General features: G+C 56.1%; 10 protein-coding genes. 3 read left to right on the top strand and 7 right to left on the bottom strand.

Features of this window, described 5'->3' with window-relative positions; genetic code table 11:
* Positions 1-110: 110 nt before the first annotated feature.
* Positions 111-1,181: a LacI family DNA-binding transcriptional regulator gene (locus KHQ24_RS02810; protein ID WP_004204755.1), complete on the bottom strand. Its 1,071-nt coding sequence runs from the start codon at positions 1,179-1,181 to the stop codon at positions 111-113.
* 270 nt (positions 1,182-1,451) lie between these two features.
* On the opposite strand from KHQ24_RS02810, the gene KHQ24_RS02805 reads away from it, so the two are divergent.
* On the top strand, positions 1,452-2,723 hold the full coding sequence (locus KHQ24_RS02805; RefSeq protein ID WP_004204756.1) for a maltoporin: 1,272 nt from the start codon (positions 1,452-1,454) through the stop codon (positions 2,721-2,723).
* Between the two features lie 136 nt (positions 2,724-2,859).
* Here KHQ24_RS02805 and KHQ24_RS02800 read toward each other — a convergent pair whose 3' ends face one another.
* The 6 genes from KHQ24_RS02800 to KHQ24_RS02775 all read right to left on the bottom strand — a co-directional run bounded on the left by KHQ24_RS02800 (position 2,860) and on the right by KHQ24_RS02775 (position 9,998).
* A complete protein-coding gene (locus tag KHQ24_RS02800) occupies positions 2,860-3,174 on the bottom strand; it encodes a glucose PTS transporter subunit EIIB (protein WP_004204757.1) in 315 nt (104 codons plus the stop codon).
* Positions 3,175-3,238: 64 nt separating this feature from the next.
* Positions 3,239-5,296 carry a beta-galactosidase gene (locus tag KHQ24_RS02795; RefSeq protein ID WP_211777115.1) on the bottom strand — a complete coding sequence of 686 codons (2,058 nt, stop codon included), beginning with the start codon at positions 5,294-5,296 and terminating at the stop codon, positions 3,239-3,241.
* Between the two features lie 30 nt (positions 5,297-5,326).
* On the bottom strand, positions 5,327-6,529 hold the full coding sequence (locus KHQ24_RS02790) for a glycoside hydrolase family 53 protein (RefSeq protein ID WP_048294262.1): 1,203 nt from the start codon (positions 6,527-6,529) through the stop codon (positions 5,327-5,329).
* 4 nt (positions 6,530-6,533) lie between these two features.
* On the bottom strand, positions 6,534-7,385 hold the full coding sequence (locus tag KHQ24_RS02785) for a sugar ABC transporter permease (RefSeq protein WP_004204761.1): 852 nt from the start codon (positions 7,383-7,385) through the stop codon (positions 6,534-6,536).
* A gap of 10 nt (positions 7,386-7,395) precedes the next feature.
* Positions 7,396-8,703: a carbohydrate ABC transporter permease gene (locus tag KHQ24_RS02780; protein WP_017898898.1), complete on the bottom strand. Its 1,308-nt coding sequence runs from the start codon at positions 8,701-8,703 to the stop codon at positions 7,396-7,398.
* Positions 8,704-8,765: 62 nt separating this feature from the next.
* Positions 8,766-9,998 (bottom strand): maltodextrin ABC transporter substrate-binding protein, encoded by a 1,233-nt coding sequence (locus KHQ24_RS02775; RefSeq protein ID WP_017898899.1) that lies wholly within the window; start codon positions 9,996-9,998, stop codon positions 8,766-8,768.
* Positions 9,999-10,353: 355 nt separating this feature from the next.
* Here KHQ24_RS02775 and KHQ24_RS02770 point away from each other — a divergent pair, with 355 nt between their 5' ends.
* Positions 10,354-11,463: an ABC transporter ATP-binding protein gene (locus KHQ24_RS02770; RefSeq protein WP_043521496.1), complete on the top strand. Its 1,110-nt coding sequence runs from the start codon at positions 10,354-10,356 to the stop codon at positions 11,461-11,463.
* A 235-nt stretch (positions 11,464-11,698) separates the two neighbouring features.
* Positions 11,699-13,258 (top strand): EAL domain-containing protein, encoded by a 1,560-nt coding sequence (locus tag KHQ24_RS02765; RefSeq protein ID WP_004204766.1) that lies wholly within the window; start codon positions 11,699-11,701, stop codon positions 13,256-13,258.
* Positions 13,259-13,319 lie beyond the last annotated feature (61 nt).

The following is a 13,319-nucleotide window of genomic DNA, read 5'->3' as shown; positions in this document are numbered from 1 at the left end:
CTCGTCATTATGTTATAACATAACAATTAAGGTACGCCGTTCCACGACAAAGATCAACCATGGTCATATCAGGGGTAATAACAAAGAGGCGAGTTTCCTCGCCTTTGGCTTCAGGGCGCCAGACGGTGGGCGATAGCGCGAAGTTGCTCCGCGATAGCCTGCAGATCTTTCCCCTGCTCGACTCTGGCGCCGCTGGAATGGCGAATCACCAGGCGCGCCGGCAGGATGGATGAGGTATGCGCCGCACCGCTGGTACTGGCGAGGATCCGCCGCACCGCCTCTTTCCCCTGCAGGTCGAGGTCCAGCGAGACCGTACTCAATGCCGGATAGAAAAAGGAGCTTTCGTAGGTATCGTCATAGCCAATCACCGACTTCTCTCCCGGCACCGCCACCTGATGCTGATGGAAGGCGCTGAGCACCCCCAGCGCCATCTGGTCATTGCCCACCAGCACGGCGCTGAAATTAGGCGTTTCCCGCAGCATCTGCAGCGCGCCGGCGTAGCCGCTCTGCGCATCCCAGTTGCCTCGCAGGACGGTCACCGGCTTCAGACCGTAGCCATCCAGGGTCTCGAGCCAGCTTTTCAGCCGCAGTTTCGCCGATACGGAGCTGTCCGGGCCTGCCAGCAACGCAATCTCCCGATGCCCCATCTCATAGAGATATTTGACGCTGGCCCGGGTGCCGTCCGCCGGGTTAAACGAAACGTTAAACACGGAGCTGTAGGGATCAACGTCGAGAAACAGGCAGACGATATCATCATTGTCAGCGGCGATTTTCTGCGCCTGTTCGGTCTCCAGCGGCACGTTGATAATGACCTTATCCACCCGCTGAGACTTCAGCTCATTGATGGAATCCTGGATGCTTTGGTTGACGCTCTCATCAATCATTGAAATCAGGACCTGGTAACCTTCCAGATTAGCATAGCGTTTTACCGCCGCCGCCACCTGGGAGGGGGCATGCCAGGCCAGCGAAATCGTCACCAGTCCGACCGTCTGGCTCTCCTTCCCCACCAGCTGCTGCGCCAGCCGGTTTGGCACATAGCGCAGAGCCTCTATCGATTTCTCCACCTTGCGGCGCGTCGCTTCGGATACATTGGCAGATTTGTTGAGTACCCTGGACACGGTCTGGTAAGAGACGCCCGCATGACGAGCGACGTCTTCCAGAGTAGCGCTTTTAGACTTCATGGTCCGGTTCCTTATGTTGTTATCCCATGATTGTAACAGGGGCCATTTGAAAAAACGCTCACCGCTACCTCTCATCGCAAAATTACACCACAAAAAGTATTACGTTCACAACCAGGTTAATTGTGAAACACTTCACTCATCACAACAAAAACCAGCGTTATTATTTGCACTTAGTCACACAATAATCATATCTCATTTGCCTGAAGTTACATTTAGGCATTTTATGACATCAGTTATGTGAACGTAATACAAAACAATAAGAGGATAGAGATGAATACGACACTGCGCGTCCTTTCCACAGCATTAGCCGCTGCGCTAATCGCCCCTTCCGCCTTTGCGGCTACCGCTGCGATCCCGACCGTTGATTTTCATGGCTATTTGCGTGCCGGGGTTGGGGTCTCCGGCGACGGTAGCGAAGCGGAATGGCAAAAGAACAAGCTGGGCCGGTTGGGGAACGAATCGGATACCTATGGCGAGCTGGAGTTAGGCTCCGAGGTCTACAAAAAAGATGATGTCAGTTTCTATCTCGACAGCATGGTCAGCATGGTCTCCGATGGCTCTAACGATAATGAAACCACGCTGAACGATGACGCGCAGTTCGGCTTACGTCAGCTGAACCTGCAGATCAAAGGGCTGATCCCGGGCGATCCGAATGCGGTGATCTGGGGCGGCAAACGTTACTACCAGCGTCACGACCTGCACATCATCGATACTAAATACTGGAACATTTCCGGCTCCGGGGCCGGGGTGGAAAACTACACCCTTGGCCCGGGCGCCGTCTCGCTGGCGTGGATCCGCGGCGATGCCAACGACGTTGACTATCGCGTCGATGGCGACAGCAACGTCAATATCAACTATATCGATTTACGCTACGCGGGATGGAAGCCGTGGTCCGGGTCGTGGACCGAATTCGGCATCGACTACGCCATGCCGAACACCACCAAAAAACAGGACAGCTACGGCGGACTGTACGATGCCGAAAATGGCGTGATGCTGACCGGTGAAATCAGTCAGGATATGCTGGGCGGCTATAACAAAACCGTGCTGCAGTATGCCAACAAAGGTCTGGCGCAGAATATGGTCTCCCAGGGCGGCGGCTGGTACGATATGTGGAACTACGTGAACGACGCCACCGGCTATCGCGTGATTAACACCGGTCTGATCCCCATTACCGAGAAGTTCTCCATCAACCACGTTCTGACCTGGGGCTCGGCGGATGACATTACCGACTATACCGATAAAACGCGGATGCTGTCGCTGGTCGCCCGCGGGCAGTATCAGTTCACCGACTACGTGCGCCTGATTGGCGAAGTCGGCGGTTTCTATCAGAAAGACAGCTATAACAATGGCACCAGCTACAAACAGGCCGGTGAGAAATATACCATTGCGCTGGGCCTGGCGGACGGGCCGGACTTTATGTCACGCCCGGAATTACGTATTTTCGCGTCGTATCTGAATGATTCCGAAGATGGTAAACCGTTTGAAGACCAGACGGCGAATAATACCTGGAATTTCGGCGTGCAGGTTGAGGCCTGGTGGTAATATCGCGCTGGTAAGACAAATACGTTATTGATATCTCCAACTGTAAGGTCATTAATTTCCCTCCGGTAATCATTATTGCCACTGCTGTCTTTGTCTTATTTTCGGGATAACCTGTTTTCAGGTTATCCCGTTTTATTTATTTCCGCGCAGCAAAATGGTCATCCAGCAATTGACGTAGCGCATCGGACTGCTTACCGAAAATAGCATGAACCTGCTGGCCAAGAATAATGACACCCAGCGCGCCCTGCTGCTGTAATGCGTCCGAGTCCACGGCTGCCAGATGACGAACCGTTACCCGTAGACGGGTAATACAGGCGTCCACTTGGGTAATATTCGCTTCACCGCCGAAGGCCTGAACCAACGCCTCGATTTGCTGTTTTTCCGCTTCGCTTAACGGCTGTGCCGGACGTGCCGGAGAGAAATAGTGCAGGAAAGATTTTAAACTCACCATCATAAACTCCAGGGTAATAGATAAAAAAAAGCCTGCTCGTCAGAGCAGGCGTGGAGAAAAAAGATTAGGCGTGGCGACGGAGAATACGGCAATCCCATGCTGACAGGGTTAGCGGGTCCGACACCGCCGCGTCGGTCAGGCAATCCCGATACCCTGACGGCAGGCTCAGGGTATGGCTTTGCGCGCTGTAGTTCTGCAGGAAGACAAACGTGCTCTCACCGTCGGTGCGCGCAGTAGCCACCACGCCGGGCGGTAAATCCGCCGCGATCGCCCGCGGTAGCGCCAGCTCCTTGCTCAGGGCGGCAAAGAAGTCGCGCTGGAAGGCCAAATCGTTGCGGGAGGCCACATGCCAGGCTTTACCTTTCCCGAAGCCGTTCACCGTCACCGCTGGCCTTCCGGCATAAAAATCATCCCGGTAGGTGGCCAGCGTCTGCGCGCTTTCGGTATGGATCAGTTCACAGAGATGGCGCACCTGATACGGGCCCTGCAGACCGCACTGATTCCCGGCCAGGCCCTGCACCAGATTAAACTCGCCGTCATTCAGGCAGTCGATCTCTTCCGCCCAGATGCCCAGCAGATTGCGCAGCGGGCCAGGGAAGCCGCCGAGATAGCAGAGATCGGATTCGTTGACGATGCCGGTCCAGTAAGTGGTCACCAGATGGCCGCCGCTGGCGACAAACGCCTCCGCCCGCGCGGCAAAGCCGTCGCGCACCATGTATAACATCGGGGCAATGACCAGCCGGTATGGCGTTAAATCAGCGTCGGCGTCAATCACATCGACGGCGATGCCCTGCTCCCAGAACGGACGGTAGTGCTCATTGACCGTCTTCTCATACTCCATCCCCAGATTGCGCGGTCCCTGGGCGTCATCAAGCGCCCAGCGATTCTGCTGGTCGAAGATAATCGCCACTTTCGCCTCGGTGCGACAGCCCCGGACCTCCGGTAGCTTGCTCAGTATCTCACCGAGTTTGCTGACTTCACGGCCAATACGGGTATCGATGTGCCCGACATGGTCGACCACCGCGCCGTGAAATTTCTCAACCGAACCGCGACTTTTCCGCCACTGGAAATACTGCACCGAGTCGGCGCCATGCGCCACCGCCTGCAGCGAGGAGAGAATATGCATGCCCGGTTTCTTCAGTTTGCTGGTCGGCTGCCAGTTAGTCGCGCCCGGCGTGGACTCCATCAGCACAAACGGCTGGCCGCCCTTCAGGCTGCGCATCATGTCGTGATACATCGCGGTGTAGCAGGCCAGCGCGGTTTCGTCTTTATCGCGGTGCCACATCGGATAGCTGTCCCACGAGATAAAGTCCAGCACCTCCGCCAGCTGCCAGTAGTCGTAATCGTAGAAATACTCCATAAAGTTGGTGGTCACCGGCAGGGCGGCATTCGCCGCCTTCAGCGGGGCGATTTCATGGCGGCAGAAATCGGTCACCTGGGCGGTATTAAAGCGATGCCAGTCCAGATTCAGACCGTGGATCGACGTTTCGCCCTGCGGCGCAGGCGATTCAATCTGCGACCAGTCGCTATAGGTATGGCTCCAGAAGGTGCTCCACCAGGCCTGGTTGAGGTTCTCCAGGGTCTGATACCGCGCCTTCAGCCAGCCGCGAAAGCGGGCCTGGCAGCGCTCGCAATGGCATTCGCCGCCATATTCATTGGAAATATGCCAGCCCAGCACCGCCGGGTGCGCAGCATAGCGCTCCGCCAGCAGGCTATTAATTTTCAGGGTCTTCTCACGATAGATCGGCGATGACATACAGTGGTTGTGACGGCCGCCGTGCAGGGCCGGCACCCTATCGCGCCCCACCCGCAGAACCTGCGGATAGCGTTGAGACATCCACGCTGGACGCGCGCCGCTCGGCGTGGCCAGAAATACATGAATGCCGGCGGCATACAGTTTATCGAGAATAGTATCCAGCCAGGCGAAATCAAATACCCCTTCGCGCGGCTCAAGTTTCGCCCAGCTAAATATGCCCACCGACATCACATTGCATTTTGCCTGCTGCATCATGGCAATGTCTTTATCAATAATGTCGGGGTCATTCTCCCATTGTTCCGGATTATAATCCGCGCCATGCAGCAGCGTATTAACCTTTGGATGTAAAGGTGCAAATTTATTCATAATAAACTTCCTGAAAAGAACGACAAATAATTAATTAAATACTTTTACCGACGGCAATACTTTTCCCTGGCAGTCAAATAGCGCCTGATTTTCCCGCGCATTACCCTCTTTCCATTCGTCATGGATATATTTCATCCCCGCCGGGGTGGCCCAGGTATTTCCCGGCACAGCAATCCACGTCGGCTCCCAGTAAAAAATACCTTTGCCGCGCTGGTCGGGAACATCTATTACGGCCTGCATCAGATCGTGGATATAGCGATATTGCCCCTGCACGGTGGCGGGATAGCCTCCGTCCTTTTCCTCTTTGGCCTGAAAACTGTTTTCCGCTTTATCGCAGTTAGCCAGGGTATAGGCATAGGCCGCCTCGACGACAATGACATCTTTGTTATAGCGTTTGCTGATGTCATCCATATTGGCCTTCAGGGCGCTGATCGGCCCGTTCCAGTAGGTGTACATCGACAAACCAATCACGTCATAGGGCACATGACGTTTCTCTATTTCGTCAAACCACCAGCGGAAGGTATCGTTCTTGGTCCCTTCAGCCAGATGCAGCATGATTTTCACCTGCTCGCCATTGCGCAGATTCGCCTTCAGACCATCAATGGCCGCGTTCAGCAGCCCGGCCAGCCGGTCGAACTCGCCGCCCCCCTGCCCCCAGCTTTTCCCTTCCGGCCACAGCATACCGCCGTTGATCTCATTGCCGATCTGCACCATATCCGGCAGGATGCCCGCCTGCTTAAAGCGGGCGATGGTATCCCGGGTATAGTCATGAATCGCCGTTTTCAGCTGCGGATAATCCATCTTTTCCCAGGCCTTCGGTTTGAACTGCTTGCCGGGATCGGTCCAAAAATCGCTGTAATGGAAGTCGAGCAGCAGCTTCATTCCCTGGGCTTTCGCCCGTTTCGCCAGCGCCAGGGTAGTGGCCAGATCGTTATTCCCGCCGCCATAGCCCTCGCCGCTTGCCGATTGCGGATCCACCCACAGGCGGAGGCGAACATAGTTGACGCCGTTCTCTTTCAGAATGGCGATCGGATCCTTACGCTGGTTATTCTGGTCGTAGAAAATTGCCCCGTGCTTTTCGGCATCCAGCAGCGTGGAGATATCCGCGCCTTTAATAAAGTCCGCCGGCATACCCTGAAAGGCGCGGGTTTCAAGCGCGTCCGCTGCCAGCGAAGGGAGGGAAAAACTGCATGCCAGACAAACCGCAAGCCATGCGGGTGTAAATCTTTTCATGTGCTTATCCTTTAGTACTGCCCGAGGTCAGGCCGGAGACGAAGTATTTTTGTAACGCCAGATAGAGGATCGCGACCGGCACGGCAATCAGCACCGCCCCCGCCGCGTAGGTGGTGTAGCTGGCCCCCATTTTTTGCGCCACCAGGTTATACAGACCGATAGGCAGCGTGTATTTATCCGGGGTACGCAGGATGGTGCTGGAGAGGATGAAATCCCCCAGCGGGCCGGTGAAGGAGAACAGCGCCACCACCGCGAGGATCGGCCTCGACAACGGCATGATGATCTCAATAAAGATGCGAAAGCTACTGGCGCCGTCCATGCGGGCGGACTCATCCAGATCTTTAGGGATCGCGTCGAGATACCCCTTCATCAGCCAGGTGTTCATCGGGATCATTCCCCCGACGTAGATCAGCACCAGCGCCAGATGGCTGTTTATCAGGCCAAGCAGTTGCGACAGCACAAAGATGGCAATCAGCGCGGAAAACTGCGGGATCATCTGCAGCAGCAGGAACAGCATCAGCCCGTTCTGCCGCCCTTTAAAGCGGAAGCGGGAGAAGGCGTAAGCGGTAAAGCTGACGCTAATCAGGGTCAGCACCATGGTCAGAAAGCTGATTTTCATCGAGTTCCAGTACCAGGTGAGGTAATTCACATTGCCATTGAACAGATCGGCATAGTGCTGGAACGACAGGTTTTCCGGAATGATCGAGGTACTGAGCAGGCTATTGCCGGCGTTCAGCGACGCCCCGACGGTCCAGACCAGCGGGTAGATAATCACCACCGAGACCAGGATAACCACCAGCCAGGTAAGAGAGAGTCGTATCCACTTTTCGCGTTTAATACTAGGTGATTGAGCCATGTTGCTTCCCTTACGCCATGTCGTCATTTTTGAAGGATTTGGTGGCGCGGAACTGCCACAGCGCCAGGCCGACGACGAAGATCGACAGCAGGATAGTGATGGTCGCCGCGATGGCGTACTGCGACGAGGACATCGTCAGCTTATAGATCCACGACACCAGAATATCCGTCCCGCCGGCGTTAGATCCCGCCACCGCAGGGCCGCCGTTGTTAAACAGATAAATAATGTTGAAATTATTAAAGTTGAAGGTGTACTGGGTGATGATGATCGGCGCGATCGCGTACAGCACCAGCGGCAGGGTGATGGTGCGCAGGCGGGTAAAGGCGCTGGCGCCGTCCATCGTCGCCGCTTCATACAGATCGTCCGGGATCGCCTGCAGCACGCCGGTGGTCATGGCAAAGACAAACGGAAAGCCAAGCCAGGTCTGCATCATGATCAGCGCGGTTTTGGTCCAGAACGGGTCGGTTAGCCATGCCTTCGGACTGATGCCGAAGAATGACAGGATCGCGTTGTTAATCACCCCGAAGGAGTCATTGAACATCCCGGCAAAGACGAGGATAGTGACAAACCCCGGCACCGCCCACGGCAAAATAAAGATGGTGCGGATCAGCGGCTTAAAGCGCAGATCTTTTTGGTTCACCAGAATCGCCAACAGCACGCCCACCGTACACTGCAGGGTGGTCGCCAGCAGCGTCCACACCACGGTCCACTGCAGCACATCCAGAAAGGTGGAGCGCCAGATGGAGAGGGTGAAAATATTGACGAAGTTTTTCAGCCCCACCCAGTCCACCAGCTTCGCCGGCGGCGTGTGGTACAGGTTGTAGTTGGTGAAGGCGATGGCGAAACCAAACAGAATGGGAAAGATCACCACAAAGACCAGCAGAATAAAGCCCGGGGTGATCATCAGGTACGGGAAGCCGTCGCTCAGCAGCATCTGGTACTGCTTACGCACGCTGTTCAGCGCGACCCCTTCATCGCGTTTTTTGCCGTTCAGCCACGCGTCCCGCAGCGAGAGAAAATAGATCAGCACGCCAAAAGCGACGATCAGCACGCTGATAATCCCCTCCGCTAACAGGAAGATAGAGTTATCCCGGGGCACCTCTTCACCCAGGGTATAGAGCCCCCACAGCCCCTCGCGCAGGAAATCGTAAAAAATACCCAAAAAGCTGCTCAGCAGCACCAGGAAGACCAGCCCCTTCAGCCACTGGCGATGATAAAACTGGCCGAAACCCGGCACGATTGCCAGCAACAGGCCGCACCACGCATGGCGCCCGGGCCCGCGCGCGTCGCTAAAATTTTCGCTGGAATGGATGCTCACACTCGACTCCTTCTACAAACGGGAGGTCCCCCTCCCGCTCGGTGACTTCACGTGACGGTAAATTACTGATTGCTGGCCTGCATCGCTTCAATCTGCATCTTGATCTGTTTCACCGCATTATCGAGCGCGGCCTGCGGCGCCTGCTTGCCGGTGAGACTCAGTTCAAGCGCGGCATTGGCCGGCCCCCACACTTCCCCCATCTCCGGAATGCCCGGCATAGCCATCGCCCGAGCCGACTGAACGGCGACGGCGCTGGCCTTTTCGTCATTTTTAATCACCGGGTCGTCAATCATCGCCTTCAGCGGCGGGATTTCGCCGGTGGCGACATAGCGGGCTTTTACATACTGCGGCTGGTTGATGAACTCGATAAACTGTTGCGCCAGCGCCTTGTCTTTACTCCAGGTCGATACCACGTAGCCCTTAACGCCGAGGAAGGAGCTCATTGGCTTGCCGTCCGGCAGGGTCGGCAGCGGCACCACGCCATAGTTGATACCGGCGGCTTCATACGGCTGGAAGGCCCAGGGGCCGTTGATCACCGCCGCCGCTTTTTTCTCGGTAAACAGCGAATCAATGGCGTTCAGCCCGTTATCGCCGAGGATCCCTGCGGGGAAGGCCTTCTCGGCATAGAATTTTTTCAGGAAGGTCACGGCTTCCACGGCGCCGGGCGTATTGAGCCCCACCTGCTGCGGATTAAAACCGCCGCCGTCGTTCTTCGCGAAGATATAGCCGCCCATCGGGCCAATCGCCCCCCAGCTGTAGTAGATCTGATCAAACTTGGCCAGCAGGCCGTATTTGTTCTGCTCGCGCTGGGTCTTCGAGTAGTCCAGCCAGGCCTGCAGACTGTCCAGCGGCTTGTCGATCAGGTCCTTGTTGTAGATAAGCACCAGGGTTTCCACCGCTTTCGGGATCCCATACAGCGCGTTGTCCATGCGGAAGGCGTTGATAGAGGCTGGCGTAAAGGCATCCTGTTTCGCCTGCTCAACGTTGAGCGGCGAGAGAAGTCCCTGAACGACGGCGCCGCCGAGCTGGTCATTCGGGATCACCAGCACGTCCGGCCCAATGCCCGCCGGGCCATCAAGGCGCAGCTTTTCCAGCTGCTGGGCATAAGGCATCTCCTGCAGATTGACCTTCACGTTGTACTGCTTCTCAAAATCGCTGACCGCGGTTTTGATGCCAGTGGATTTTTTAATGTCTTCCCAAACGTTGAGCTGCCCGGCGGCATGCGCCTGCAGGCTGGTAAGTTGCCCCGCCGCGAGGGTGGTAAGGATCAGTGCAGCAAGCGTGTTCTTTTTCATTATCAACCTCATGTGAAGGTATAACAATTTAATGGTTTTTTATTTGACTTACGTCTGCCAGTTAGAAAAAAAATCATTTCAAACTGCCTTGTTACATAGAAAACAGATTCTGGTTCGCCTTTGTTATACGCTACGCTTTGATTGGGGATAAAACTACCATAAGCTGCCAGTTGTGTGATCATCCTTGCAGAAATGAAACGCCGCTGTATGGCGCAAAAACCGCGGAAGTTATAGTCAGGACATGATTTTAGCGCTGTTGAATATCGTCACGCTGATTTGTTACACGTAATACAAACACACTCAAATCAGCGACACGCCAACGGCAAACAACGGCTACTCACTTCGGGGAATGTGGATGTCCAATATACGACTGAGGAATGTCACCAAAAGGTTCGGCAGCACGGTGACGCTGCACCAGGTCAATCTCGATATTGAAGATGGCGAGTTTGCGGTCTTCGTCGGCCCTTCCGGCTGTGGAAAATCGACGCTGTTACGTATGATTGCCGGGCTGGAAGAGGTCAGTGACGGGGAAGTGCTGATTGGCGATGAGGTGATGAACGATGTGGTCCCCGCCCGCCGCGGCGTGGCGATGGTTTTTCAGTCCTATGCGCTCTATCCGCACATGACGGTGGCGGAGAATATGGGCTATGGGCTGAAAGTCAATAAAGTGCCGAAAGCGGAGATCCGTCGCCAGGTGGAAATGGTGGCCAAAACGCTGCAGCTCTCTCACCTGCTGGATCGTAAACCGAAGCAGCTCTCCGGCGGCCAGCGGCAGCGTGTGGCCATTGGCCGCGCTATCGTGCGTAATCCCCGGGTGTTTATGTTCGATGAGCCGCTTTCTAACCTCGATGCCGAGCTGCGCGTCGATATGCGCCTGCATATCGCCCGACTGCACCAGGAGCTGAAGACCACCATGGTGTATGTCACGCACGATCAGGTGGAGGCGATGACGCTCGCCGATAAAATCGTAGTCATGAACTACGGGAAGGTCGAACAAATGGGTTCGCCGATGGCGCTGTACTACAATCCGGTCAATAAGTTCGTCGCCGGTTTTATCGGCTCGCCAAAGATGAACTTTTTGCCGGCCACCGTCAGCGACTGGCAGGCAGAGCGCTTAACGGTCACCCTCGCCCAGGACCATCAGCTCACCCTGAACGTTGCCACCCAACCGCTGAAGCCCGGCGCCGCGGTCACGCTGGGGATCCGGCCAGAGCACCTCACGCCGGAAGTCTCCACCGGTACCGTGGTGGAGTTTCAATGTGAAGTGGTGGAGCGTCTGGGCAACAATACCTACCTGTTCGGCCAGTGCTACGGTCACGATAACGTCAAGGTTCTGCTGCCCGGCGACGTCCATTTCCGCCCGTGGCAGAAGATTAATCTGGCCTTCGATGACCGCTTCTGCATGGTGTTTGATGAGAACGATCTGCGCATCAGCGCCGATATCACGGCGCCGGACGCCCACTAAGCCAACATATTGCTGTCATCTGCGCAGCGTATGCTGCGACTGAATGCCGGAATACATCCTGCCCGGCATTCACACCCTCATTTTTATTCTGCTGCATCGGAATCATCCTTCTCTCCCGGCATCGCAGGTTATTGTGATGCCGGTTTTTTTGCCCACGCAGCACGATTTCTCCCGCTGCGCCCGGTTTATCTTTCGCATATACTGATGACACCCGGCGAACGATAAGGATACAGGCATGAGGACCCGGCATCTGATGGCGCTGTTTACAGGAGTGCTGATACTGGCCATCATCCTGCCTATCTCGCTCAGCATCTGGCAGGCGGCGCGGCAGGCCAAAATGCAGTTCTATCGTGAGCTGGATGATTATTCCAACCGTATTGTCGTCCGCACGCTGCAGGTCGCCGATCAGGCCCGGGAAGCACTGCGGGAGGCCGACTCACACTCTGCCGCTTCCTGTAGCCCGGAGCATCTGCTCGCCCTCCGCCGGATCGCCTATACCCATCGCTACGTGCAGGAAGTGCTCTGGCTGGAAGATTCCGTACCGCAATGCTCCTCCCTGGAAGACCATAGCGTTGCGGTGACCTTCCCGCCACCGGACCACATTGCCCCCGACGGCTATCGCACCTGGCTGACCTCGATTAACGATCTTGGCCTTAATCACCAGATGACGGCCATGGCCAGCCGGCAGCATATGGTAATGATCGATCCCATCTCCTTCATTGATGTGGTGCCCGCCAGCGAGGAGAAGATCCATACCATGCTGTTTGGTTTGGACCATCTGAAAATGGTGATCAGCAGCCAGCCGCTGCCGGCGAAGGTCTGGCAACGGATTAAAGATCCGCACCTGAATATGCTGACCCTGGATAATACGGTCTACCGGATCCAGCGCATTCCCGAGCTGGGATCCGGCATTGTGACCTGGTCATCCACGCTGCCGCTACAGCAGCGTATTCGCCAGCAGCTGATCTTCTGGCTCCCTGTCGGCATCTTCACCAGCCTGCTTGCCACCTGGCTGCTGCTGCGCCTGCTGAGACACCTGCGTTCACCGCGCAACAGTATGCTGGACGCCCTCAATTCCCAGGCGATTCAGGTTCACTATCAGCCGATTATTTCATTGCAGGACGGAAAAATCGCCGGGGCCGAAGCGCTGGCGCGCTGGCAGCAACCCGACGGCACCTTTTTATCGCCGGATATCTTCATTCCCCTGGCCGAGCAAACCGGACTGATCACCCAGCTGACGGAAGATATCGTCAGGAAAATTTTTGCCGACCTGGGCCCCTGGCTGAGGCAGCGGCCGGAAGTGCATATCTCCATCAACCTGTCGGTGGATGACTTACGCTCTCCCACCCTACCCAAGCTATTACACGATCAGCTGCAGCACTGGGGGATCGCCGCCGAACAGATTATCCTTGAGATCACCGAGCGCGGGTTTGTCGACCCGGAGACCACCATGCCGGTGATCGCACACTACCGCGAGGCCGGGCACCGCATTTCGATTGACGATTTCGGTACCGGCTACTCCAGCCTGAGCTATCTGCAGAAGCTGGACGTCGACACGCTGAAAATCGATAAATCCTTTGTCGATACCCTCGAGTACCGGCCGCTGACGCCGCACATTATTGAAATGGCCAAGGCGCTCAATTTGGCCACCGTCGCCGAAGGGGTGGAAACCGTAAGCCAGCGCGACTGGCTGAGACAGCATGGCGTTCAGTACGCCCAGGGCTGGCTGTACAGCAAAGCGCTGCCAAAAGAGTCGTTTATTCTGTGGGCGGAAGAGAACCTCCATGCGCATTAAGCGGCAGGCGGCCTGCGCAGAAGGTCAGCGGGCGCGGCCTCTTCGCCGCCCTCTGCCGGAG

It is taken from the genome of Klebsiella sp. 54, assembly GCF_018223875.1.
Classification (GTDB): Bacteria; Pseudomonadota; Gammaproteobacteria; order Enterobacterales; family Enterobacteriaceae; genus Klebsiella; species Klebsiella quasipneumoniae.
The sequence above is the reverse complement of the archived record's forward strand: the minus strand, read 5'-3'. Positions and strand labels throughout refer to the sequence as shown.

Bases quoted from the DNA above. Each gene is read 5' to 3' on its own strand.
- KHQ24_RS02810 (WP_004204755.1), bottom strand. From the start codon at position 1,181: ATGAAGTCTAAAAGCGCTACTCTGGAAGACGTCGCTCGTCATGCGGGC.
- KHQ24_RS02805 (WP_004204756.1), top strand. From the start codon at position 1,452: ATGAATACGACACTGCGCGTCCTTTCCACAGCATTAGCCGCTGCGCTA.
- KHQ24_RS02800 (WP_004204757.1), bottom strand. From the start codon at position 3,174: ATGGTGAGTTTAAAATCTTTCCTGCACTATTTCTCTCCGGCACGTCCG.
- KHQ24_RS02795 (WP_211777115.1), bottom strand. From the start codon at position 5,296: ATGAATAAATTTGCACCTTTACATCCAAAGGTTAATACGCTGCTGCAT.
- KHQ24_RS02790 (WP_048294262.1), bottom strand. From the start codon at position 6,529: ATGAAAAGATTTACACCCGCATGGCTTGCGGTTTGTCTGGCATGCAGT.
- KHQ24_RS02785 (WP_004204761.1), bottom strand. From the start codon at position 7,385: ATGGCTCAATCACCTAGTATTAAACGCGAAAAGTGGATACGACTCTCT.
- KHQ24_RS02775 (WP_017898899.1), bottom strand. From the start codon at position 9,998: ATGAAAAAGAACACGCTTGCTGCACTGATCCTTACCACCCTCGCGGCG.
- KHQ24_RS02770 (WP_043521496.1), top strand. From the start codon at position 10,354: ATGTCCAATATACGACTGAGGAATGTCACCAAAAGGTTCGGCAGCACG.
- KHQ24_RS02765 (WP_004204766.1), top strand. From the start codon at position 11,699: ATGAGGACCCGGCATCTGATGGCGCTGTTTACAGGAGTGCTGATACTG.